21 protein-coding genes are annotated in these 20,750 nt (G+C 64.3%); 7 read left to right on the top strand and 14 right to left on the bottom strand.

The window, feature by feature from the left end; all coding sequences use genetic code 11:
* Positions 1 to 61: 61 nt before the first annotated feature.
* The 7 genes from flhC to AWB80_RS11375 form a co-directional block, all read right to left on the bottom strand.
* Positions 62 to 724, bottom strand: a complete 663-nt coding sequence (gene flhC, locus AWB80_RS11405; RefSeq protein ID WP_061174763.1) for a flagellar transcriptional regulator FlhC — start codon at positions 722 to 724, stop codon at positions 62 to 64.
* A 25-nt stretch (positions 725 to 749) separates the two neighbouring features.
* Complete coding sequence (gene flhD / locus AWB80_RS11400) at positions 750 to 1,067, bottom strand: flagellar transcriptional regulator FlhD (protein WP_061174762.1); 318 nt, start codon at positions 1,065 to 1,067, stop codon at positions 750 to 752.
* A 530-nt stretch (positions 1,068 to 1,597) separates the two neighbouring features.
* The gene (locus AWB80_RS11395) at positions 1,598 to 2,614 is read right to left on the bottom strand and encodes a purine-nucleoside phosphorylase (RefSeq protein ID WP_425266845.1); all 1,017 of its coding nucleotides are present in this window, start codon (positions 2,612 to 2,614) and stop codon (positions 1,598 to 1,600) included.
* 156 nt (positions 2,615 to 2,770) lie between these two features.
* Positions 2,771 to 5,320: a mechanosensitive ion channel family protein gene (locus tag AWB80_RS11390; protein ID WP_061174760.1), complete on the bottom strand. Its 2,550-nt coding sequence runs from the start codon at positions 5,318 to 5,320 to the stop codon at positions 2,771 to 2,773.
* Positions 5,321 to 5,456: 136 nt separating this feature from the next.
* Complete coding sequence (locus tag AWB80_RS11385) at positions 5,457 to 6,383, bottom strand: cation diffusion facilitator family transporter (protein ID WP_061174759.1); 927 nt, start codon at positions 6,381 to 6,383, stop codon at positions 5,457 to 5,459.
* Positions 6,384 to 6,399: 16 nt separating this feature from the next.
* Entirely contained in the window at positions 6,400 to 7,446 is a 1,047-nt protein-coding gene (gene selD, locus AWB80_RS11380; RefSeq protein ID WP_061174758.1) for a selenide, water dikinase SelD, read from the bottom strand.
* 33 nt (positions 7,447 to 7,479) lie between these two features.
* Positions 7,480 to 8,040, bottom strand: a complete 561-nt coding sequence (locus AWB80_RS11375; RefSeq protein ID WP_061174962.1) for a putative glycolipid-binding domain-containing protein — start codon at positions 8,038 to 8,040, stop codon at positions 7,480 to 7,482.
* A 184-nt stretch (positions 8,041 to 8,224) separates the two neighbouring features.
* Here AWB80_RS11375 and AWB80_RS11370 point away from each other — a divergent pair, with 184 nt between their 5' ends.
* Positions 8,225 to 8,647: a BspC domain-containing protein gene (locus tag AWB80_RS11370; protein WP_061174757.1), complete on the top strand. Its 423-nt coding sequence runs from the start codon at positions 8,225 to 8,227 to the stop codon at positions 8,645 to 8,647.
* 15 nt (positions 8,648 to 8,662) lie between these two features.
* On the opposite strand, the gene AWB80_RS11365 is transcribed toward AWB80_RS11370, so the two are convergent.
* Entirely contained in the window at positions 8,663 to 9,187 is a 525-nt protein-coding gene (locus tag AWB80_RS11365; protein WP_061174756.1) for an RrF2 family transcriptional regulator, read from the bottom strand.
* A 184-nt stretch (positions 9,188 to 9,371) separates the two neighbouring features.
* Between AWB80_RS11365 and AWB80_RS45295 the strand changes: the two genes are divergently transcribed.
* Both AWB80_RS45295 and AWB80_RS11355 read left to right on the top strand, forming a co-directional pair.
* A complete protein-coding gene (locus AWB80_RS45295; protein ID WP_087131205.1) occupies positions 9,372 to 9,494 on the top strand; it encodes a hypothetical protein in 123 nt (40 codons plus the stop codon).
* 95 nt (positions 9,495 to 9,589) lie between these two features.
* Complete coding sequence (locus AWB80_RS11355; protein WP_061174755.1) at positions 9,590 to 9,808, top strand: hypothetical protein; 219 nt, start codon at positions 9,590 to 9,592, stop codon at positions 9,806 to 9,808.
* Positions 9,809 to 9,878: 70 nt separating this feature from the next.
* Here the strand turns inward: AWB80_RS11355 and AWB80_RS11350 are convergent, their stop codons facing one another.
* From AWB80_RS11350 to AWB80_RS11335, 5 genes are all read right to left on the bottom strand, one after another.
* Entirely contained in the window at positions 9,879 to 10,670 is a 792-nt protein-coding gene (locus AWB80_RS11350) for an anti-sigma factor family protein (RefSeq protein ID WP_087131204.1), read from the bottom strand.
* Positions 10,667 to 11,191 (bottom strand): RNA polymerase sigma factor, encoded by a 525-nt coding sequence (locus tag AWB80_RS11345; RefSeq protein WP_061174754.1) that lies wholly within the window; start codon positions 11,189 to 11,191, stop codon positions 10,667 to 10,669. Before AWB80_RS11345 ends, AWB80_RS11350 begins: the two co-directional genes overlap by 4 nt.
* A gap of 46 nt (positions 11,192 to 11,237) precedes the next feature.
* The gene (locus tag AWB80_RS43925; RefSeq protein ID WP_160147432.1) at positions 11,238 to 11,378 is read right to left on the bottom strand and encodes a hypothetical protein; all 141 of its coding nucleotides are present in this window, start codon (positions 11,376 to 11,378) and stop codon (positions 11,238 to 11,240) included.
* A 100-nt stretch (positions 11,379 to 11,478) separates the two neighbouring features.
* On the bottom strand, positions 11,479 to 11,859 hold the full coding sequence (locus tag AWB80_RS11340; protein ID WP_061174753.1) for a COG4315 family predicted lipoprotein: 381 nt from the start codon (positions 11,857 to 11,859) through the stop codon (positions 11,479 to 11,481).
* 166 nt (positions 11,860 to 12,025) lie between these two features.
* Positions 12,026 to 13,012, bottom strand: coding sequence for an AraC family transcriptional regulator (locus AWB80_RS11335; RefSeq protein WP_061174752.1), 987 nt, complete (start codon positions 13,010 to 13,012; stop codon positions 12,026 to 12,028).
* A 218-nt stretch (positions 13,013 to 13,230) separates the two neighbouring features.
* Here AWB80_RS11335 and AWB80_RS11330 point away from each other — a divergent pair, with 218 nt between their 5' ends.
* Together AWB80_RS11330 and AWB80_RS11325 are read left to right on the top strand one after the other, a co-directional pair.
* The gene (locus AWB80_RS11330) at positions 13,231 to 14,283 is read left to right on the top strand and encodes an aldo/keto reductase (protein WP_061174751.1); all 1,053 of its coding nucleotides are present in this window, start codon (positions 13,231 to 13,233) and stop codon (positions 14,281 to 14,283) included.
* 185 nt (positions 14,284 to 14,468) lie between these two features.
* Positions 14,469 to 15,650: a 4-hydroxybenzoate 3-monooxygenase gene (locus AWB80_RS11325; protein ID WP_061174750.1), complete on the top strand. Its 1,182-nt coding sequence runs from the start codon at positions 14,469 to 14,471 to the stop codon at positions 15,648 to 15,650.
* A gap of 48 nt (positions 15,651 to 15,698) precedes the next feature.
* On the opposite strand, the gene AWB80_RS11320 is transcribed toward AWB80_RS11325, so the two are convergent.
* A complete protein-coding gene (locus AWB80_RS11320) occupies positions 15,699 to 17,912 on the bottom strand; it encodes an amylo-alpha-1,6-glucosidase (protein ID WP_244206485.1) in 2,214 nt (737 codons plus the stop codon).
* Positions 17,913 to 18,121: 209 nt separating this feature from the next.
* Here AWB80_RS11320 and AWB80_RS11315 point away from each other — a divergent pair, with 209 nt between their 5' ends.
* A complete protein-coding gene (locus tag AWB80_RS11315) occupies positions 18,122 to 18,916 on the top strand; it encodes a sulfite exporter TauE/SafE family protein (RefSeq protein WP_061174748.1) in 795 nt (264 codons plus the stop codon).
* 150 nt (positions 18,917 to 19,066) lie between these two features.
* Positions 19,067 to 20,749, top strand: coding sequence for an acid phosphatase (locus tag AWB80_RS11310; RefSeq protein WP_061174747.1), 1,683 nt, complete (start codon positions 19,067 to 19,069; stop codon positions 20,747 to 20,749).
* Position 20,750: the final 1 nt, after the last annotated feature.

The raw sequence follows: 20,750 nt of genomic DNA, 5'->3' as shown, positions 1-20,750 counted from the left end.
CAAGCCGGTCGTCCACCGTCCTTGCGGACGGTCCCCGGAGAACGGCCGCCGCCGCTACCGCCTAAGCAGCCTGTGCGACCAGGCCTGCCCGTTGCGGCTGTAACGCCGCTACGTTACCGAGTACCGTGTGCTCCGCATGCTCCGGCACTTCGTTCTTCGACATCACCACCTCCAGAGCGGCTTCTTGACTGGCCTGTTTCGCGGCCGCCGCTTTCTTGGTCTTCCCCGCGCGTGACGGCGGCTGGCAGGCCCCGCACACCACGTTGTTCTGCAAATCATGTTTGTGTGCGACAAACTTCCCGGTGCAGCGGCAGCACGGCGTCATCTGCAGCATGCCCGCGTCGAAGAAGCGCACAAGAGTCCAGGCCCGCGTAAGGTCGAGTACCGCCTCGGCGCCGCTATGATTGCAGTGCTCGAGATACAGCCGATACCCTTTGGTCAACGCATCGAGATGCGAACAGCCAGCTTCGTTCTTCAGGAACGTATAGGTGTTATAGAAAAGCGATGCGTGGATATTGGCCAGCCACGTCATGTACCAGTCGGCCGAGAACGGCAGCATGCCCTTCGGCGGCGATACACCCTTCACTTCGCGATACAGACGGATCATGCGGTCGCGCGAGAGCGTCAGTTCGCTCTCCAGCACTTGCATGCGCGCGCCGAGCTCGATCAGCGCGATGGCGCGGAATACTTCCTGGGCGTCTTCAGTGAGGCTCTTCTTCAGCATGGCTCGCTCCGTCACCTTGGTCACCTTAACCGAACTGTTCGGCCGGCTGGCCAGCCAGCAGGATTGCCGCGTGCGTCGGCGCGATGTCCGCGTTCTTCGCGGGTTGCGTCAAGGCCGACAGCATCGTGTGATCGTTGAAGCGGAAAGCGCAAAGCAGGTTGTCCGACGACGCGAGCTTGACGACCTGTGCGAGCGTCAGGCCCGACAGCAGATCGGCGAGTTCCGCCGAAAGACCGAGCCGGAACATGCCGATGGCGCGGTCCTCGCGCAAGAGACGCTGCGCGAGCATGATGTACGACAAGTTGATTTCCCGGATCGATTCCAGCGTTTCGCGACCGTTCATGGTTGCAACTTCCAGTAAATCCCCGAATTTCCCGCCGGCTTTTTGCCGATATCTTTTTTGTGCCTCACCGGGCTTGTCCTGCCCCGGCTACGTACTGCGTAATCTTTGTTTCAGTGAGTTACATCTTGTAACAACCACCGTGAGACGAATTCTAAGTACGGTCTAAATCCAAAGCAAGCCCATCTCAATAATATTTTGTTGCAAACAACACTTTCGATCGGTAATTTTTTCGGTCAGTCGAATTCGGTCGAATTTGCCATGCGATTTCTATTCTTCTGATGTTTTCGATAGCAAATCGGAGCGCGTCTGTTTTAGTCGTAGTAATCGCGTGCCGCCAGCAATAACGAGGGATTGCGCGATCCGGTTGACACTTCGGACCGCTATTTTTGAGACGATTCATCAGATGAGAAATCGCCAAAAATGGCCGTGTCGACCGCCTTTACCGAAAGGCGGTCGAACAGGTAATAATTGCTTGTAGCGTGTTACGTCGATGTTACGGGCTTTGTTACCCGAGTTTGTAACGCGGCTTGTTACCTTTGCGGTACGCCCTTTCGCCAGACGTCCCAATGTGTAACAACATCCTGTACGAATGGATTACCGGCCCGGTACAGGTTTTCGATGGCCGGCGCGAAGCCGCCCTGCGCCGCGTAATTCAAAAGATTGTCGACCGCGGATTGCCCCTTGTAAGGACGGTCGAAATCCGAGCCGGCACGTAACACGGCCACCCGCGAGACATCCACCCGTTGCACGCTCGCCGCACGCTTGAGCGCCTCGTAGGTCGCGTTGTCTTCCTGCTGTGTCGTGCAATAGACGCCGCGGCCATCGGTCAGAAGTTTCGTCCACGCGCGCGCCCGCTCGCCGATGTACTTGCCCGACCACCACGTATCGCCCGCGAGCGTGTCGCACTGGATCACGCGCGGCGGCCGGTTCGCCGGCGTGGTGTTGAACTTCGCGCGCGCGGCCTTCGCCTCGGCGCTGTCGGAAAGCGCGACGTTGCGCGAGAGCGCGAAAGCCGTGTCGGCGAGCGTCGCGTTCAGCGCGAACACCTCCGTGCGATAGTCCGGCGCCGGTTTCTCGTTCGGCCCTTTCGTGTTGATGCCGATGAACCCGCTCGGCCAGCGGGCGGGCTTCTCGCGGGCGTCGAGTTCCCATTGCGGACCGAAATCGACGAGATACTTCGCCCATGCCGCCGAGCCGACCGTGCCCTGCGCCGGATCGATGCCGGCGATCCCGGCGATCAGGAAGTACGTGCCGCGCAAATCGAAACGGTCGGAGAACGCGAGCGCCATCGTCGAAGCGGCGGCGTTGGTGTGGCCCATGCCCGTCGTGACGATGCACACCTCGTCGCGGTTGCAACGCACCTCGGGATAATCGGGCGACAGGCCCGCTACTTTGATCGCGTCCCACGGGCCGAGTCTGTCGAGCCACGGTTTGGCCTCGGGCGCGAACATCGTGACGATCATGACCTTGACCGCGCGGGCCCCCCCCGCGCTGTCGGACGATTGCGGCGCGGACGCGCATCCGGCGAAACCCGCAGCGACCGTCATCGCGACGACGGCCTTCCCGAGTGGCTTCCTTGTCTTTTTCGATTGCGATGCGGCGACTGTCATGGCTGACGTGACCCTCGTGAACGTTCGACCTTCGAAAGAAGATCGCGCCCGTCGACAGAACGAGGGGCGCGATCAGGCCGAACGATTATAGGATCACGCCCCGCCTTGCGAGGCCCGTGGCGGCGGCGCATTCGAGGCGACGTTCGCCGAACCCGCCGCCTCGTTCGTCGGGTGCTGCGCGGCCTTCGACGGCTCGCCGCGCTGATCCGCGCCCGCCTCGTCCGCATCGGGCGCGGCCACCTGATCGCTGCCGTTCACGATCACGAAATTGCGCTGCGGATTCGCGATCTCGATGCCGCGCGCCGTGAACTCGTTGAGAATGCGCCGGTTGAACTCGCGCTGCACCGGCCAGCGCGCGCTGTCGCGGCATTGAATCTGGCCGGCGAGCGTGACGGTCGAGCCATCGACGGCGTCAACGCCCCAGAAGCTGAAGTCGGAGAGGATGCCATCGCGGAACGCTTCGTCATTGCGCAAGGCCGCGCCGATTTCCTTCAGCGTGGAGATCGCGAGATCGACATCCTGGCCGAGCGCAATCGACACGCGCACCGCCGCGTTGCCGATGCCGCGATTCGTGTTGTTCACCGTCGACACCGAGCTGAACGGCACCGTGTAGAGCGAGCCGTCGCCGCCGCGCAGGCGCACCGTGCGGATCGACAGATATTCGACCGTGCCCGAGACGCCCGCGAGCGTCACCCAGTCGCCGACCTGCATCGCGTTTTCCATCAACAGGAAAATGCCGGTGATGAGATCCTGCACGAGCTTCTGCGAGCCGAAGCCGAGCGCCACGCCGAAGATGCTCGCGCTTGCGAGCAAAGGCGCGGTGTTCACGCCGATCTCCGAGAGCCCAGTCAGGACGACGACCATCGCGATCACGATGAACAGGCCCGTGCGCATCATCGGCAGCAACGTGCGCAGGCGCGCGGCGCGCACGCGCTCGCCGCTCGCGGTCCACTGTTCGAGCCGCTGCTCGACGGCGATGTTCGCCGCCTCCCACACGAGCACGGCGAACAAGGCGGCGAACACGATCGTGACGAGCGCCGACGCGAGCCGGTTGCCGATCCCGCCCGCCGTGAAGAAATGCACGATATCGATGTGCCACACCTGCAGGAGCGCGATCACCGTGACGACCGCAATGAGCGCCTGCACCCCACGCCGCAACACCGGGTAATAGCGGTACGCGCGGCGGCGCACAAGCGACTGGCCGGTGAAATCGTCCTCGTCATCGCGATGGAACAGGCGCCCGAGCGCGCCGAACGCGACGATCGCCACCACGCGCGCGCCGACCAGCACGAGCAGCGACAGCCCGCCCAGATGAAAGAGCGTCCGGTAGCCGTTCTGCACGTCGAGCGCCCACACGAACCAGAGCGCGAGCACGAAGAAGATCGCCACGCCCGCCCAGACATCGGCGACCCAGTTGCCGAAGAGCCTGAAGGAACGGTTCGCCCGCGAGCCGCCGCGAATGCGCTCGGCCACCGGCGTGCGGCATTCGAAGATCATGTACGCGATCATCACGTGCACGATCAGCAGGACGACCTTCGTAATCGCAATGCGCGCGTCGCCGGACAAGCCGAGCGGCTCGGCCGCGTTGGCGAGCGCGAGGCCCGCGCCCGCGACACACACGATGCGGCCCACCCAGCGATGCGTGTAGGTCGCGTAGACATCGCGCATCTGGATGAGACGCAGGCCGGGCGCACGCGGCGCGACGAAAAAGCCGCTCACGATGACGATCGCGCGGCACACGAGATAAACGTCGATGAGCGAGCCCGCGACGTGCGCTTCGGGCGTGTTGTCATCGATGAAAACCGACATCAGCAGCGTCACGGCCGCGATGAACACGATCAGCGGAACGAGCGACAGCAAGCCATACAGCAGCGCGCTCGGCAGGCGTTGCAGCAACGTCCAGTGACGCGCCGCATGGCGCTGACCGCGCGCGCTGTCGACATTGCGCTCGGCGAGATGCAGCGCGGTTTCGTCGCCGCTTCGCTCGGCGGCGTCTTCCGCGCGCTCGGCGGCGCGTTGCTGGCGCACGAGGTCCGGCTCCTGCGCCTCCGCGTCGGCGACGCCCCGCGCCGCGATCCGCGCGCGTGGCCGCCTGAGCAGCCGCGAGCACAGGAATTCGAGCAGCAGCGCGGGCAACAGCGACGCCAGCACGGTCCACGCGACGTGCCCGATGAGCGCGCGTCCGCCATCGGTCGATGTGCGGTCGTGCCACCACGACATCACCGAGCCGAAATCGAGCAGCGCGGCGGTCGAATGCCGCAGTCCCCCGCCGATCTGCACGAGCCAGTGCCCCGCCTGCCGCGACAATTGCGAGGCGAGACCGTTCGCGGTCAGCGAATGCGCGAGCACGCTGGACGCGCCCGATGCGGGCGTCGCGGCGGCCGTCGATGCGGGCTGCGGCGCGCTCGCGGGCGCGGCCAGCGCGCCAGCCGCCGCGATGGCGCGCAGCGTATCCGCGACCTGCGAGCGGCGCGCGGGATCGTTGAGCACCGAGAGGGCGTCGCGCGCCTGTTGCGGCGTCAGCGCTACGGCGGGCTGCGACGCGTGCTGCGCGGGATCGGCGGCGGCGAAGCAGGACTGCGAAAGGATAGGCAAGACGCTCGATAAAACGACGAGCAGCACAGCAAGGAGCAATTTGCGCATAAGTCGGATGAAGATCACGAAATGTCAGGGACTCGATGCGGACGACGCGCACGCCGTATGCTAACGCGATGCCGTCAGCGCGGCAGAAACGGTCCCGGTAGCACGCGGCGCGCCTGCCCGGTCTGCGCTTGGTGACTCAGAGCGTCGCCGGTTGATCGCGATCGCGCGCGACATCGGGTTCGAAGAACACCCAGCGCACTTGCGGAAACGCACGCTGCAGATCTTCTTCGATGATGTTGATGGCATCGATCATCGCGCGGCCGCTGGCGTAGTCGATCATCTCGGCCTGTACCGCGACGACCACGTGCTTGCCCCATTGCAGCGTGATGAGGCTGATGATGCGCGTGATCTCGGGACGCGCGCGCAGGTGCGCATCGATCGCCTTGCGCACTTCGGGACTCGCGGATTCGCCGACGATCATCGACTTCACTTCGCGCGCGACGAGATACGCGACGATCATCAACAGCACGCCCACGCCGATCGAACCGGCGGCATCGTAGGCCGGATTGCCGGTGAGCATCGTCATGAGCACGGCGGCGAACGCGATAGCGAGACCGAGCAGCGCGGCGACATCCTCGCCCGCGACGACCAGCAGTTCCGACTCGCGCGTTTCGCGGAACCATCGCCACAAGGTCTTGTTCGGCGCGCCCTTGCGAATCTCGCGGATCGCGCCCGCGAGCGAGAACGCCTCCAGCACGACCGACACGCCGAGAATCACGAGCGCGACGAGCGGATTGGACAAGGGTTCGTGATGCAGCAGCCGATGCGCGCCCTCATACACCGAGAACGCCCCGCCGACGAAGAACAGCAGAAGCGCGACGATCAGCGCGTAGAAATAGATCTCGCGCCCCGAACCCAGCGGATGCAGCGCGTTCGCAGGCTGCTGCGCGCGTTTCAGGCCGAACAGCAATAGCAACTGATTGCCGCAATCGGCGGTGGAATGGATGGCTTCGGCGAACATCGCGCCGGAGCCGGTATAAGCCGCCGCCCCGAACTTGCAGACGGCGATGCCGAAGTTCGCGGCGAGCGCGTAGAAAATGGCTTTCGGGGATTCTTCCTTCATGCGTTTTTATGTTCGCTCAGATCACGTCGACGCGGCTCGGGCCGTCCACCATCTCGCCGATGACCGCCGCATCGTCGAAGCCGTCCGCGCGGAAGATTGCGAGCACATCGTTCACGGCTTGCGGCGCGCACGATACGAGCAGGCCGCCCGATGTCTGCGGATCGGTCAGCAAGGCGCGGGCCGCGTCGCCTTCGATGTTCAATGAGACATCGCTGCCGTACGCGGCCCAGTTCCGTCCCGACGCGCCCGTGTAGATGCCTGCGTCAACGAACTCGCGCACCTGCGGCAGCCACGGCAGATCCGCATAGCGGATGCGCGCCGTCAGCTTCGCGCCGCGCGCGAGTTCGAGCGCGTGGCCGAGCAGACCGAAGCCGGTCACATCGGTGAGCGCGTGCACGGCGTCCAGTTGCGCGAGTTCCGCGCCGGGCCGGTTCAGTTTGGTCGTCGCGTCGATCATCGCTTTGTAACCCGCCGCGTCGAGCTTGTCCTTCTTCAGCGCCGCCGACAGCACGCCGACGCCGAGCGGCTTGCCGAGCACGAGCACATCGCCTGCGCGCGCGGCGGCGTTGCGCTTCACGCGCGACGGATGCACGATGCCGAGCGCCGCGAGCCCGTAGATCGGCTCGACGGAATCGATCGAATGGCCGCCCGCGACCGGAATGCCCGCTTCCGCGCACACTGCTTCCCCGCCCTTCAGAATCTGCGCGATCACTTCATGCGGCAGCACGTTGATCGGCATGCCGACGAGCGCGAGCGCGAGTATCGGCTTGCCGCCCATCGCGTAGACATCGGAGAGCGCGTTGGTCGCGGCGATGCGGCCGAAGTCGAACGGGTCATCGACGATCGGCATGAAGAAGTCCGTCGTCGCGACGATCGCCTGTTCGTCGTTGAGTTGGTAGACGGCGGCGTCATCGGCGGTGTCGTTGCCGACGAGAAGATTCGGGAACGCGGGCAGCGGCGTCGCGCGTTTGAGGAGATCCGCGAGCACGCCGGGCGCGATCTTGCAGCCGCAGCCGCCGCCGTGGGACAGGCTCGTGAGACGGGGGGAAGTCGGTTCGTTCATCGATTGAAAGTCAGTTTGAGGTGTCAGGGTATCTCACACGACGCGCTTGTAGAGTCCCGGATAATCGAGCACGAGGCCGCTTTCGTCGACGGTGATGTCCGCCGTGAAGCCCGTATCGAGCCCTTCGTAACGATAGCGATGATTCGGCTCGATGCATGTGTACGCCTGCTCCACCGCGCTCACGCTTAGCTCCGGCACGCGCACGTAGACGACGCGAATCACGCGCCGCTCGCCGCGCTCCAGTTGCAGACGGCGGATAGGCAGCGTGTTGGTGAAAGGCGTCGCGGTGATATCCACATCGATGCAGCCGCGCAGCAGTTCCTGCGGCTCGCCGTGCGCATTGCTCCATGCGTGCGCGTCGCCGTTGTCGCCGTCTCTTCGATGCAGATCGAGCGTCGCGCCGCCCGCGAGCTTCAGCGCGAGACGCGTGACCTGCCAGCGTGCATCGCATTCGATCCGGTACACGAGACCGAATGGATGCGACTCGTCTTCGCCCACGACCGCACTTTCGACCACGACGCCATCGCCCGTCTCGTCGAGAACGAGATGTTCGAGCCCCGTGCCGTCCTGCTGCGACCATCGCACCGCTTTCATCGTGCACCTCGTCGACGTGTGTTCATCCACATCAAAGGATACAACGCGGCGCGCAATGCTTTCGATCGGCATTCGAAATGCGCTATTCGCTCGACGTCACAAAACTTCACACGGTATACTTCGCGCCATTCCTGCGCAGGCGTGTTCCTGTCTGCCCGAACGCCTCTTTGTCATCGCTCATCGCATGAAGAACACTCTTGCTCCCGCCTTGCTCGCGCTCGCGCTGTCGGCGTCGATGTTTCAGCTCGTCCAGGCGCAGGAAACGCCGGACCTGCCCGAAGATTATGCATATCTGACCAGGCTTCGCGTGCCGGAGGCCGTGGCGCAATGCGTCGCGGCATTCGATCGCTGGGCGGAAGACGCGCCGAAGTACGACACGCTCATCGTGCCCGACCGGCGCGTGCTCTCCGCGAAGATCGACGATGAAACTCCGATCTTCAGTGTCGGCAACCCGATTCCGGTGGACAAGGTCATCGTGATGCGCGCGTTCGCGAAGGCGCGCGGCAAGGAGCAGTGGACGCGCATGGACAGCCGTTGCGGCGTGCGCGATGGTCACGTGGTCGGCGTTTCGCTCACGCCGAACATGAAGCCGAAGATCGTTCGCTGAGTTCCAGTTCTTGCGTTAGCTCTTTGAGGCGCGCCGCTGGCTGGTGCGCTCATCGAGCCACTTGACGACTTGCGGTCCGAACGTACGCGGCGCCTTCGCATGCATACGGCCCGCGAGATCCGACAGCCGGTCCGCCGCGAGCGCCTCGCGCATACGCTTCTCGGCGTTCTTCATCACGGCGTGAACGGCACACACGCCGCTCGTCGCCCACGGCGGCGCGTCCTCGCCGAACACGGCGCAACGCGCGCGAATCTCGCGGCAATCGAACAGCGCCTTGTCGCCGTCGATCGCATCGACGACATCGAGCACGCTGATCTCCTGCGAGGGGCGCGCGAGCGCAAAACCCCCGCGCGCGCCTTCGGTCGCAACGACGAGTCCCGCCTTGTGCAGCTTCGTGAAGAGCTTGGCGACGTACTCCGCCGGCACGCCCTGCAATTCCGCGAGATCGCGCACACTCGCCTCGCGCACGCCGTGCGGCGGCTCCGCGAGATAGAGCATGCAGTGCAGCGCGTACTCCACGCCCGTGCTGATGTGGGGCATATCCACTCCGACAATATGAATCGTAGTTCAGGATAACGCGTCGCGCGGCCGCGTGCAACGACCGCCACGCCTTTACAGACGCCAATCTTAAATATTTCAGGTTACACGTTTGCTTACAAACGATCACGGCTTGTCATTTTGCGGTCCGCTACATTGGTCTCCATGGATTCACACGGAGAAACCCATGAAGAAACTAGCGATCCTTGCAGCGTTGGGCGTGGTGCTGAGCAGCGCGCTATCGGGCTGCATCGTCGTGCCGGGTGATGGCGGCGGGTATCACCATCACCGGGATTACTACCGCTACTGAAGCCTTTCCGAAGCCACACCGAATCACCACGAAACTACACCCTGGTGGATCGCGGTTTCGATTGCAAAGCAAACGACCAAGGAGCAAACCTCATCATGAACAAGACGAAGAAGAGCCTGCTGATCGCCTCCCTTGCCGCAGCACTGGGCATGGGCCTCGCAAATGTCGCTTCGGCGGAAGTGCATCACGCCCCGCCCCATCATGTGACCGTGGGTTGGCATGGCGACCGCTACTGGGATGGTCATCGTTACTGGCAGCGCCAGGAATGGGAGCGTCATCACCATCCCGCGCCGCCCGCGCATCGTTACTACTAAACCGAAAAGCCCATGAGAAAAGCCGCAGCGAAATGAATCGCTGCGGCTTTTTTGTGTAATAGCGAAGGCCTCACCAGCTCTTCGGATCGCCACCCAGCTCCTTGCATGTGTCGTAGGCGATCGCCTGCAACTTCGCTTCGCCGATCTGCCCCGAGAGCGCATACCCGACTCGGTCCCACGCCCAATAGAACGTCGTGCGCTGACCATCCTTCAACGTTCTGATCTTGCTGTCGTTGCGCCTGATCGTGGCCGTCGTCATGTAAAGCGTGAGGCGCTCGCCGGCCGCGTTCTGATACATGAACTGCGCGGCAGGCCCTTCCTCGTCCGGCAACAGACGTCCGCCGACGAGCTGAAAACCATACTCCGCCAGCGACGGAATCGTCACCGCGCGGTTCAGCCGCTTCGACAGCCAGGTCACGAGATGGTCCTGCTGCGACGCCGCCACTTCCACCGCGTGCCGCTGCTCCGGCGCGTACACCGCGTAGGCGATATCCGCGCGCTCGGCGAAGCGAGGCTTGTCGCCGAGCGCCGGCACGAGCATGTGAAGCAGGAATCCGCACGCGACGCCCACGACGAGAAAGCACGCCGCGATCAGATAACGCTCGCGATTGCTCGGCCGCAGACGTACGACCTGCGGCTCGCTCTGATCGGCGAACATCGCCCGCAGCGCATTGTCCTGCGCGCGATACGCGGCGACGGTCGCCTCGCTGGCCGGATCGCTGGCGATGCGCTCGGCCACGGCGTCACGCTCGTCGCCGTGCAGTTCGTCGTCGATGAAAGCGGACAGCGCCTGCAGATCGCGATCGGGTTTGGGGGGACCCATACGGTCGCCGCCTTCGGATGGACGGTCTTGATTGGTCATGAGCGGCTCACCACTTTCAGCGACGAAGGCGTCGACTTGCGGCCCGATTCCTCGCCGAGCAGAACGCGCATATGCTCCCGCGCCCTCGACAGGCGCGACATCACGGTTCCGGTCGGCACGTTCAACACCACGGATGCCTCCTGATAACTCATTTCCTCGACGCACACGAGCAGCATCACTTCGCGCTGCTCGACCGGCAGACAATACAGCGCGCGCTGCACGTCGCGCAGCACGAGCCCGTCGACTTCACCGCGCGGCGCGGCCATCTGCCGCCAGGGCGCGGTTTCATCGTCGACGGCGATATCGCGGCGCCCGCGCAACTGGTCGATATACAGGTTGCGCATGATCGTGAACAGCCACGCTCTCAGGTTCGTGCCCGCCTGGAACGACTTCGCGCGGTTGAGCGCGCGTTCGGTCGCGTCCTGCACGAGATCGTCGGCCCACGCGCGATCGCCCGTCAGCGCGCGCGCATAGCGGCGCAACTGCGGCAGATGCGCAAGCAGATCGCTCTCGAAGCTCAAGGCCGTGCGCCCGCTTGTCTGCACGAAGCGTCGGTGGCGCGCGCCATCAGTAGCTGCCTCCGCCGGACGGCGCGCTCGGCGCGCCCGACGAATTCGGCGCACTTTGCGTGCCGCTCGCGCAACCGGCAGTGCCGAGGGCGAGACTGAGCGCGATCAGGAGCATCGTCACTCCGATCGATCGTTTCATGATCGTTACCTGTTTCATTGATTGACCGGCGCGCGCGCCGTTTTATTCCGCGCGCGCGCCGAATCGCGAGTTTTCCGTTCCCTTGCGCGTAAAGAATCGCTCAGGGCTTCACGACGTGCCAGACGTCGCGGAAGTTGTCCCCGTTCTTGTCGCCGGGCTTCGTGTCCTTGGCGAAGCGATAGACGCGCTTGCCGTCGTAGGCCCATTGCTTGCCGCCATCGGCCGCTTCCGTGGTCCATTTGCCGGACGGCTTGTCGGAATCGCTCGCCATCGCGGCGGGCCATGCCTGCGCGCAGCCGCCGGTGCAGGCGCTCGCGCCGCCTTTGGTGTCCTTGTCGAAGGTATAGAGCGTCATGCCGTTTTCATCGACGAACATGCCGTTCGCTTCCTTCGGCGCCGCAGCATAGGCGGACGAAGCGAGCGAGGCGAAAGCGGTTGCGACTGTTGCGGCAGCGGCGAACATCTGGATGCGCTTCTTCATTTCATCTTTCCTTTTTTGTAGAAGTATCCGTAGAACGTTCGGAAGCGCTGCACTATTCCGCGGACGATGAAATAAATCGATGCGGCAGCGCCGTCGCATCGCCAGTCGGCAATCCATTCAAGACCATTCGCGCGCTCGTGAATAGTGGTTCATCGAAATTTCTTCGTCAGACGCCGGCGGCGGCCGCGGTCGCATCGCGCCAGCGACGCGTGTCGCGCAGCGGCGGCGCGCCGAACAGGCGGCTGTACTCGCGGCTGAATTGCGACGCGCTCTCGTAACCCACGCGATGCGCGGCCGTGGCGGCATCGACGATATCGAGCATCATCAGGCGGCGCGCCTCCTGAAGCCGCAACTGCTTCTGATACTGCAACGGGCTCATCGCCGTGACGGCCTTGAAATGATGATGCAGCGACGACACGCTCATGTGCACGTCGCGCGCGATATCCTCCACGCGCAGCGGCTGATCGAAGTGCTGACGCAGCAACTGGATCGCCTTCGCGATGCGCTGCGTCTGGCTGTCCTGCAGCGCGATCTGCCGCAGCCGCGCGCCGGAGCCGTTCATCAGCAGCCGATAGAGAATCTCGCGTTTCACGAGCGGCGCGAGGATCGGCACGTCCTCGGGCGCGTCGACGAGGCGCAGCAGGCGCAGCACGGCGTCGAGCATCGAGTTGCCGAGGCGGTTCACGTACAGGCCGCGCGAGGCGTCGGCCTGCGTCGCGGGCGGCAGATGCTCGTCCTGGATCAGCGAGGTGATCTCCTCGACATCGAGTTCGAGCCGCATGCCGAGATACGGCTCCGACTCGCTCGCCACCGAAACTTGCCCGCAAACGGGCAAATCGACCGACGACACCAGATAGTGCATCGGATCGTAGATATAGACCTCGTCGCCGACCATCAGACGCTTGCTGCCCTGCGCAATCAGCGCGAGCGCGGGCGTCTGGATGCCGTGCTTCGGCCCGCCAGGATTCATGATGCGATGCAGGCAGAGACCCGGCACCGGCGTTTCCACCGAGCCTTCGCAACCGGCGGTGAACCGATCGAGCAGCGCGACGAGATCGAGGCGCGCCTGATCGAGCGCGGGGTCGTGGCGGACTTCCTGTGGCGAATCGTGAGTGTCTTTTGCGGCGAGGCCGGGCGTGTCGTTCAAAGCCATGATTTCCGGACCATTTTCGAGATGAGATGGGTTCGACTAGCTTACTCGCGCGGGCGCGAGATTGCTCGCAGCCACCCCCAGCGTTTGCAGGAACAGGCAAGGATTGAACAGGATCAGGCTATGAGCCCGCCGCGCGCCGGGACGATACTGCATTGCCGGCGCGGATCGCTCACGCAGTTCGTTCGATGCCGCGCCTTTCCAGTCAATCGGGAGCAACCATGCGCTACAGGAAATTCGGCAATACCGGTCTTTTCGTCTCGGAACTGTGCCTGGGCACGATGACCTTCGGCGGCGGAACGGGCGGCATCTGGGACAACATCGGCCAGTTGCAGCAGGCCGACGCGGACAAGCTGATCGGCCGCTCGCTCGACGCGGGCATCAATTTCATCGACACCGCCGACGTCTACGCCGACGGTCAATCGGAAGTCATCACCGGACAGGCGCTGAAGAATCTGAAGGTGCCGCGCGAGAACGTGGTCGTCGCGACGAAGATTCTCGGCGAAACCGGCACCAAGGGCGCGAATTCGCGCGGCGCGTCGCGCTATCACATCATCGACGGCGTGAAGGCGAGCCTCAAGCGCCTGCAACTCGATCACGTCGATCTGTACCAGATTCACGGCTTCGATCCGGCGACGCCGATCGAGGAAACGCTGCGCGCGCTCGACAACCTCGTACAGCACGGGCATGTGCGTTATATCGGCGTGTCGAACTGGGCGGCGTGGCAGATCATGAAGGCGCTGGGCATTTCCGAGCGGCTCGGGCTCGCGCGCTTCGAGTCGCTGCAGGCCTACTACACGGTCGCGGGCCGCGATCTGGAGCGCGAAATCGTGCCGCTGCTGCAAAGCGAGAATGTGGGTCTGATGGTGTGGAGCCCGCTCGCGGGCGGCTTGCTGTCGGGCAAGTACACGCGCGAGGGCGGCAAGGAGGAAGGCAGCCGCCGCACCAAGTTCGATTTTCCGCCCGTCAACGTCGAGCGCGCGTACGACTGCGTCGACGTGATGCGACGCATGGCCGAGACCAAAGGCGTGTCGGTGGCGCAGATCGCGCTCGCGTGGCTGCTGCATCAGAAGGTCGTGTCGAGCGTGATCATCGGGGCGAAGCGGATCGAGCAGCTCGATGACAACATCGCCGCGACGAAAGTGCGCCTGAACGAAGACGAACTCGCCGCGCTCGATGAAGTGAGCCAGTTGCCTGCGGAATATCCCGGCTGGATGCTCACGCGCCAAGGGGAGTTCCGGCGCAATCAGTTGAAGGAAAAAGCGGCGGAATAAGGCGGCCGGCGCGGGCAAACCGCCCGCGCCTTCTAGGGATTTACCCGTAAATCGAGCGATTTCAGGCCATTTTCGGCCCTTTATCTCAAAAACAGATAGACCTTATCCTTCGTATCGCGTTGCGGCATAAGGCCGCTCTGCCGACACTGTACGCACAACATCACCACTGCCTCACGGAGACTAACATGCGTACTCAAGTCGGCATCATCGGCGCGGGCCCCGCCGGGCTTCTTCTCTCTCATCTGCTTCATCTGCGCGGCATCGAATCCGTCGTGCTCGAAGCGCGCAGCCAGAACGATATCGAATCGACGATTCGCGCCGGCGTGCTCGAACAAGGCACGATGGACACGCTCAACCAGGCCGGACTCGGCGCACGCATGCAGGCCGAAGGCGCGCTGCATCACGGTTTCGAGCTCGCGTTCGAAGGCCAGCGCCGCCGTATCGCGCTGACCGAACTGACCGGGCATTCGATCACGGTGTACGCGCAGCACGAAGTCATCAAGGATCTGGTCGCGGCGCGGCTCGCGGCGAACGGCGCGTTGAAGTTCAACGTGTCGAACGTGTCGCTGCACGACTTCCAGGAAGGCAGCGATCGCAAACCGCGCATCAAGTATCAGCACGAAGGCCGCGACGAAGAGCTGGAATGCGACTTCATCATCGGTTGCGACGGTTCGCAGGGTGTAGCGCGCCAGTCGATTCCCGAGGCGGTCAGGCAGGATTATCAGCGCATCTATCCGTTCGGCTGGTTCGGCATTCTGGTCGAAGCGCCGCCCTCCTCCGACGAACTCATCTACGCCCGCCATGACCGCGGCTTCGCGCTCATCAGCACGCGCTCGCCGGGCGTGCAGCGCATGTACTTCCAGTGCGACCCGAAAGATACGGTCGATGCCTGGTCCGACGACCGCATCTGGGCCGAACTGCACGCACGCGTCGATACCGCCGACGGCTGGCAGATCACCGAAGGCAAGATTTTCCAGAAGAACATCGTCGGCATGCGCAGCTTCGTGTCCACGCCGATGCAGTCGGGCAAGCTCTTCCTCGCAGGCGACGCTGCGCACATCGTGCCGCCGACCGGCGCGAAGGGCCTCAACCTCGCGGTCTCGGACGTACGCGTGCTGACAGCCGCGCTCATCGACTTCTACAAGGAAGGCGGCAAGGAACAGCTCGCGCGTTACACGGAGACGGCGCTCAAGCGCGTCTGGCGCGCCGAGCATTTCTCGTGGTGGATGACGCGCATGCTGCACAAGCTCGACGACACGTCGCCCTTCGAGCAGCGACTGCAAGTGGCGGAACTGGAGCACGTGACGACGTCGCGTGCGGCAGCCACTGCGCTCGCCGAGAACTACGTCGGCAGCGTGGCGGTTTAAGCGCATGACACACGCACAGCGCCTTTGCGGCGCTGTGCGCCTGCCGCATCACAGCACGGCGACCACCCGTACGTCGCCTTCCACCGACGGAATCACCTGCCCGCCGACGCGCCGGAAAGTGATCGTTGCGGTCTTGTCGCCGAGGCGCAGATCGCCGATTTCCAGCCAGTCGATGCCCTCCGGCAGTTCCGGCCGGTCGATCCGCACTTCATCGTTGATGGCATCGACGGTCACGCCGAGACACGCTTCCAGCACCATGAACGGTGCGCCCGCCGCCCACGCCTGCGGCAGACACGCAACCGGATAGGCAATCGGCCGCTCGCCGCGCTGACGCGTGAAGCCGCAGAACAGCTCCGGCAGACGCATATCGAAGGTAACAGCCGCTTCGAACAGCGACTGCAACAGACTGACGGCCGCGCCGCGATCGCCATAACGCGCGAGACCGCGCGCGCACAGCGCTGTATCGTGCGGCCAGACCGAGCCGTTGTGATACGACATCGGATTGAAGCGCGGCTGTCCGGCCGCCAGCGTGCGCACGCCCCAGCCGGTGTGAAAGAGCGTCGATTCGAGCTGACGCGCGACGGCCTCGCCGCGCTTGCGCTCGACGAGATCGAACGCAAGCAGATGCCCTGCATTCGACGACAGCACGCGGCACAGATCGCCCTTGCCGTCGAGCGCGATGCCGTAGAACTCCGCCTCCGGCATCCAGTACATCGCCTCGACGCGTTCGCGAATGTGACGCGCGCGCCGTTCGTACTCGTGCGCGTGCTCGTCTTCGCCGCGCTCACGGGCGAGACGCGCCATCGTCGAAAACGCGGTCGATGCGTACGCCTGCACTTCGACGAGCGCGATCGGGCCGATCGGGAAGCGCCCGTCCGCGTGGAACACGGAGTCCTGGCTGTCCTTCCAGCCCTGATTCGCAAGACCATGCTCGGATGCGCGCTGATAGTCGAGCAGACCGTGCGGATTCTTGTCGCAATGACGCGCGACCCATTGCGCCGCGAGTTGCAGCGCGGGCCAGATTTCATCGACCAGTGCGTGATCGCCGGTGCGTTCGGCGTAGGCGCCCGCCAGCACGATGAAGAGCGGCGTGCTGTCCACCCCGCCGTAATACAGCGCGAACGGCACCTCGCCCGTCGCTGCCATCTCGCTCTTGCGCGTTTCGTGCATGATCTTGCCGATCTCGGCATCGCGGAACGCCGAGTCCTCGCGCGCCTGATGCGCGGCGAGAAAGCGCAGCACGCCGCGCGCAAGTGTCGGATGCAGCCAGAGCATCTGTAGCGAAGTGATAATCGCGTCGCGCCCGAACGCCGTCGAGAACCACGGGATGCCCGCATACGGATACGGGCCGGTTTCGAGATCGGTCGTGAGCAAGCCGAGATCCGCGAGCGAACGATCGATCCATTCGCTGAAGAGCGGATTGCTCGACCGCACGCGCGCGCTCGCCTTGCGTCGGTCACGCATGCGCCGATGCGCCTCGACGAGCGCCTCGCGGATTGCCGGACGACCCGATTCGGGCGCGCACTCGGCCGCTTCGGCCGCGTTGCGCTTGCTTTCCTCGCTGGCGTCGCTCAGGGCGTGCGTGACCGCCGTCACCGACAGATACACGGAGATCGCCGTTTCCGACTGAATATGCAGCGCGTAGTCGGCGCGCGTGGGCGAGAGGACATCCGGCGCGGGCGTGAACTGAATGCGCGCCGTGCGCTCCACTTCGTCCAGACCGACATAGCGCAGCACGACTTCACCGTTTTCCACCACCGGCGGCCGCAAGGTACCGCGTTTGCCGCGTTTGGCGCCGCGCACCTCGAACATGTCGAGAAAATCCGCGGCGAAGGAAATGGAGAGCGGCACGGTAGACGGCTCCGTGCCGTAGTTCGTGAGCACGATGCTCTCGTGCAGCACATGCCCCGACAGCACGCGCTTGCGTTCGACGTGAATCACGCCTTCAGGCGTGCGCGCCCCGCCGATGGGTGGCAGCGGGCGGTTCGTCAGGTGCGCGGTAAATACGGCGTTATCGCTCGATACGCTGCCGGAAAGCAGCGACGGCGCGCGTCCGCCGAAGGTCAGCACGAGCTCCGAGAGCACGCGCGTATCGTTGACGAAGAGGCCATCGTCGCCGCCGCGGATGTCGCCGTTGGCATCGTAGACGGCGAAGGTGTTGCCGGACTTCAGCACGAATTGCCGTTCGCTCGGCATGTTGGAGCGCTCGGTCGGAATGAACGCTTCGTCCACGCTCGCGGGCGTCGGCTGCGCCTGCTGCATCTGTTGTTGCTGTTGTTGCTGCGTCTGTCCTTGCGTCTTTTCCTGTGTATCCATCTCGCCTTCCTGAAAGTAATCTGAAGGGTATTCGTGAATCACCCGTCACGCGTTCGAGTGCCGACAGCGTTGCTTTCATGCAGCAACCAAGCGGCTTACCCGCTATCATCGACGGTTTTTCGACCCACCCACGCCTGACGGGTTCTCCGCGCGCAATGTCATTTCCGCATATCGACTTACTTTATTCTGCCTCAGGGCTCGCGGTGGGCTTCCTCGTCGGTCTGACTGGCGTGGGCGGCGGCTCGCTGATGACGCCCTTGCTGGTCCTGCTGTTCGGCATCCATCCCGCGACCGCCGTGGGCACCGACCTGTTATACGCCGCCGCGACCAAGACCGCCGGCACGCTCGTGCACGGCATCAAGGGCTCGGTCGATTGGCGCATTACCGGCCGCCTCGCTGCGGGCAGCGTGCCGGCTGCGGCCGTCACGCTGTATTTTCTGCATACGCACGGCATCTCGGCGCCCGGCACCGCGCGGCTGATCCAGGTGATCCTCGGCTCCGCGCTGCTCATTACAGCCATTTCCCTGATCTTCCGACCGCAACTCGCGCGTCTCGCTTACAAAAAGGGCCACGGCCGGCCTGAACACCCGGTGCGCACTGCCGCCTGGACCGTATTCACCGGCGCGGTTCTCGGCGTACTCGTTTCCATCACCTCCGTGGGCGCGGGTGCGATCGGCGTGACGGTGCTGCTTCTGCTCTATCCGCGCCTCGCGACCGTGCGCATCGTGGGTTCGGACGTGGCCCACGCGGTGCCGCTCACGCTGATTGCCGGCGCGGGCCACTGGATGCTCGGCTCGGTCGACTGGTCGCTGCTCGCCTCGCTCCTCGTGGGCTCGATTCCGGGCATTGCCGTGGGCAGCATGCTGTCTTCGAAGGCGCCCGAAGCACTGCTGCGCCAGGTGCTCGCCGCGACGCTGATTCTCGTCGGAGCAAAGCTGTTGTTCAGTTGATGTTAGTCACGCCGCATCGCGGATTCCAGTCGACCGAAAGATATAAGCCGAATCACGCAACGTTCCGTTTTTTTGCCTATGCCGTTTGGCCGGGTTTCCCGCGGCCCGACGATGCGGCATCATTGCCGCTCAGTCACGAGGAGTCAGGCGATGAACGAGAACGAACATCCGCAGCACGAACTTCCCTCCAGCAACGACACACCCGCGGACCCCGCGCGGCGGCGGCTGCTTGCGGCTGGCGTGGGTCTCGCAGGGCTATCGCTCGGCGGGTGCAATCTGTTCGAACAAAAGCCGTCCACGCCGAAGACCGCGGTCGATCTCGAACTCGACCGCACGCTCGCGGCGAAAGTGCAGCATATCGTCGTGATCTATGCGGAGAACCGCAGCTTCACCAACCTCTACGGCAACTATCCGGGCGTGCAATATCCGCTCTCGGCCGTGCCGTCCTCGCGCTACACGCAGCTCGACCGCGACGGCGTGACGCCCATGCCGACGCTGCCGAAAATCTGGGGCGGACTCGTGCCGCAGGCGCAGGAAGTCGGCGGCAAGCGCTTTGCGATCAGCGAGCAGCAGATCGTCGATCTGCGCAACGCGCCGTTCCAGATCATGGACGCGCAGGGCGCGCCGCTGCCCAATTCAGTCATCACGCGTGATCTCGTACATCGCTTCTATCAGAACCAGATGCAGATCAACGCCGGGCGCAACAATCAGTTCGCGGCGTGGGGCGACTCCGGCGGCCTCGTGATGGGTCACTACCAGAACTCGCCCGATACGCTGAAGCTCTGGGGACTGGCGCAGCAATACACGCTCTGCGACAACTTCTTCATGTCGGCTTTCGGTGGTTCGTGGATGAACCATATCTTCCTGATCTCCGCGCAGGCGCCCTTCTATCCCGACGCGAAGAACGGTCCCGCGGCCAAGCTGCTCGCGGTCGTCGAAGGCGACGACCCCACCGGCTCGCGCCTGAAGCTCGCGCCCGATTCACCCCGATCGGCGCTCGAAGGGCCGCCGAAGTTCGTCCGCGACGGCGCGCTCACCGCCGACGGCTACGCGGTCAACACCATGTTCCCGCCGTATCAGCCGAGCAATGTGCCGCCGCCGAAAGACGGCGATCCGCGTTACGCGGACCGTGCCAATGCGCTCGTGCTGCCGCCGCAGACCTATGCGACCATCGGCGACCGGCTGTCGGACAAGAATATCGACTGGGCCTGGTATAGCGGCGCGTGGCAATACGCGCTGGAGCATCGCGATACCGGCGCGGTGCCGGATTTTCAGTACCACCATCAGCCGTTCAATTACTTCGTGAACTTTGCGCCGGGCACGGCGGCGCGCGCCCGGCATCTGCGGGACGCGGGTCTGGGCAACGATCCATCGACGAACAAGCTGCTCGCGGACATCGACGCGGGCCGTCTGCCGGCCGTCACGTTCTACAAGCCGCAGGGCAATCTCAACATGCACGCCGGTTACGCGGATGTCGCCTCGGGCGACCGGCATATCTCGAACGTGATCGAGCACATCCAGCGCGGGCCGCAGTGGCAGAACACGGTCGTGATCGTCACCGTCGATGAAAACGGCGGCTGGTGGGACCACGTCTCTCCGCCGAAGGGCGATCGCTGGGGTCCGGGCTCGCGCATTCCCGCGCTCGTGATTTCGCCGTTCGCGAAAAAGGGCTATGTCGATCACACCGTGTACGACACGAACTCGATCCTGCGTTTCATCTCGCGCGTGCACGATCTGACGCCGCTCGACGGCGTCGCCAATCGGGATCGCGCGTTCGCCGCGAACGGCCAGGCGCCGCTCGGCGATCTGACGAAATCGCTGGATCTGGCTTAGC

Source organism: Caballeronia pedi (assembly GCF_001544915.2).
Lineage (GTDB): Bacteria > Pseudomonadota > Gammaproteobacteria > Burkholderiales > Burkholderiaceae > Caballeronia > Caballeronia pedi.
Note: the sequence above shows the minus strand (reverse complement) of the source record. Positions and strands in the feature narration are given on the sequence as shown.

Bases quoted from the DNA above. Each gene is read 5' to 3' on its own strand.
- AWB80_RS45295 (WP_087131205.1), top strand. From the start codon at position 9,372: ATGAAGAAACTAGCGATCCTTGCAGCGTTGGGCGTGGTGCTGAGCAGC.
- AWB80_RS11375 (WP_061174962.1), bottom strand. From the start codon at position 8,040: ATGAAAGCGGTGCGATGGTCGCAGCAGGACGGCACGGGGCTCGAACAT.
- AWB80_RS11395 (WP_425266845.1), bottom strand. From the start codon at position 2,614: ATGACGGTCGCTGCGGGTTTCGCCGGATGCGCGTCCGCGCCGCAATCG.
- AWB80_RS11355 (WP_061174755.1), top strand. From the start codon at position 9,590: ATGAACAAGACGAAGAAGAGCCTGCTGATCGCCTCCCTTGCCGCAGCA.
- AWB80_RS11320 (WP_244206485.1), bottom strand. From the start codon at position 17,912: ATGCAGCAGGCGCAGCCGACGCCCGCGAGCGTGGACGAAGCGTTCATT.
- AWB80_RS11325 (WP_061174750.1), top strand. From the start codon at position 14,469: ATGCGTACTCAAGTCGGCATCATCGGCGCGGGCCCCGCCGGGCTTCTT.
- AWB80_RS11370 (WP_061174757.1), top strand. From the start codon at position 8,225: ATGAAGAACACTCTTGCTCCCGCCTTGCTCGCGCTCGCGCTGTCGGCG.
- flhC (WP_061174763.1), bottom strand. From the start codon at position 724: ATGCTGAAGAAGAGCCTCACTGAAGACGCCCAGGAAGTATTCCGCGCC.
- AWB80_RS11335 (WP_061174752.1), bottom strand. From the start codon at position 13,012: ATGGCTTTGAACGACACGCCCGGCCTCGCCGCAAAAGACACTCACGAT.
- AWB80_RS11310 (WP_061174747.1), top strand. From the start codon at position 19,067: ATGAACGAGAACGAACATCCGCAGCACGAACTTCCCTCCAGCAACGAC.
- AWB80_RS11315 (WP_061174748.1), top strand. From the start codon at position 18,122: ATGTCATTTCCGCATATCGACTTACTTTATTCTGCCTCAGGGCTCGCG.
- AWB80_RS11365 (WP_061174756.1), bottom strand. From the start codon at position 9,187: ATGCCCCACATCAGCACGGGCGTGGAGTACGCGCTGCACTGCATGCTC.
- AWB80_RS11330 (WP_061174751.1), top strand. From the start codon at position 13,231: ATGCGCTACAGGAAATTCGGCAATACCGGTCTTTTCGTCTCGGAACTG.
- AWB80_RS11385 (WP_061174759.1), bottom strand. From the start codon at position 6,383: ATGAAGGAAGAATCCCCGAAAGCCATTTTCTACGCGCTCGCCGCGAAC.
- AWB80_RS43925 (WP_160147432.1), bottom strand. From the start codon at position 11,378: ATGAAACGATCGATCGGAGTGACGATGCTCCTGATCGCGCTCAGTCTC.
- AWB80_RS11340 (WP_061174753.1), bottom strand. From the start codon at position 11,859: ATGAAGAAGCGCATCCAGATGTTCGCCGCTGCCGCAACAGTCGCAACC.
- flhD (WP_061174762.1), bottom strand. From the start codon at position 1,067: ATGAACGGTCGCGAAACGCTGGAATCGATCCGGGAAATCAACTTGTCG.
- AWB80_RS11390 (WP_061174760.1), bottom strand. From the start codon at position 5,320: ATGCGCAAATTGCTCCTTGCTGTGCTGCTCGTCGTTTTATCGAGCGTC.
- selD (WP_061174758.1), bottom strand. From the start codon at position 7,446: ATGAACGAACCGACTTCCCCCCGTCTCACGAGCCTGTCCCACGGCGGC.
- AWB80_RS11350 (WP_087131204.1), bottom strand. From the start codon at position 10,670: ATGACCAATCAAGACCGTCCATCCGAAGGCGGCGACCGTATGGGTCCC.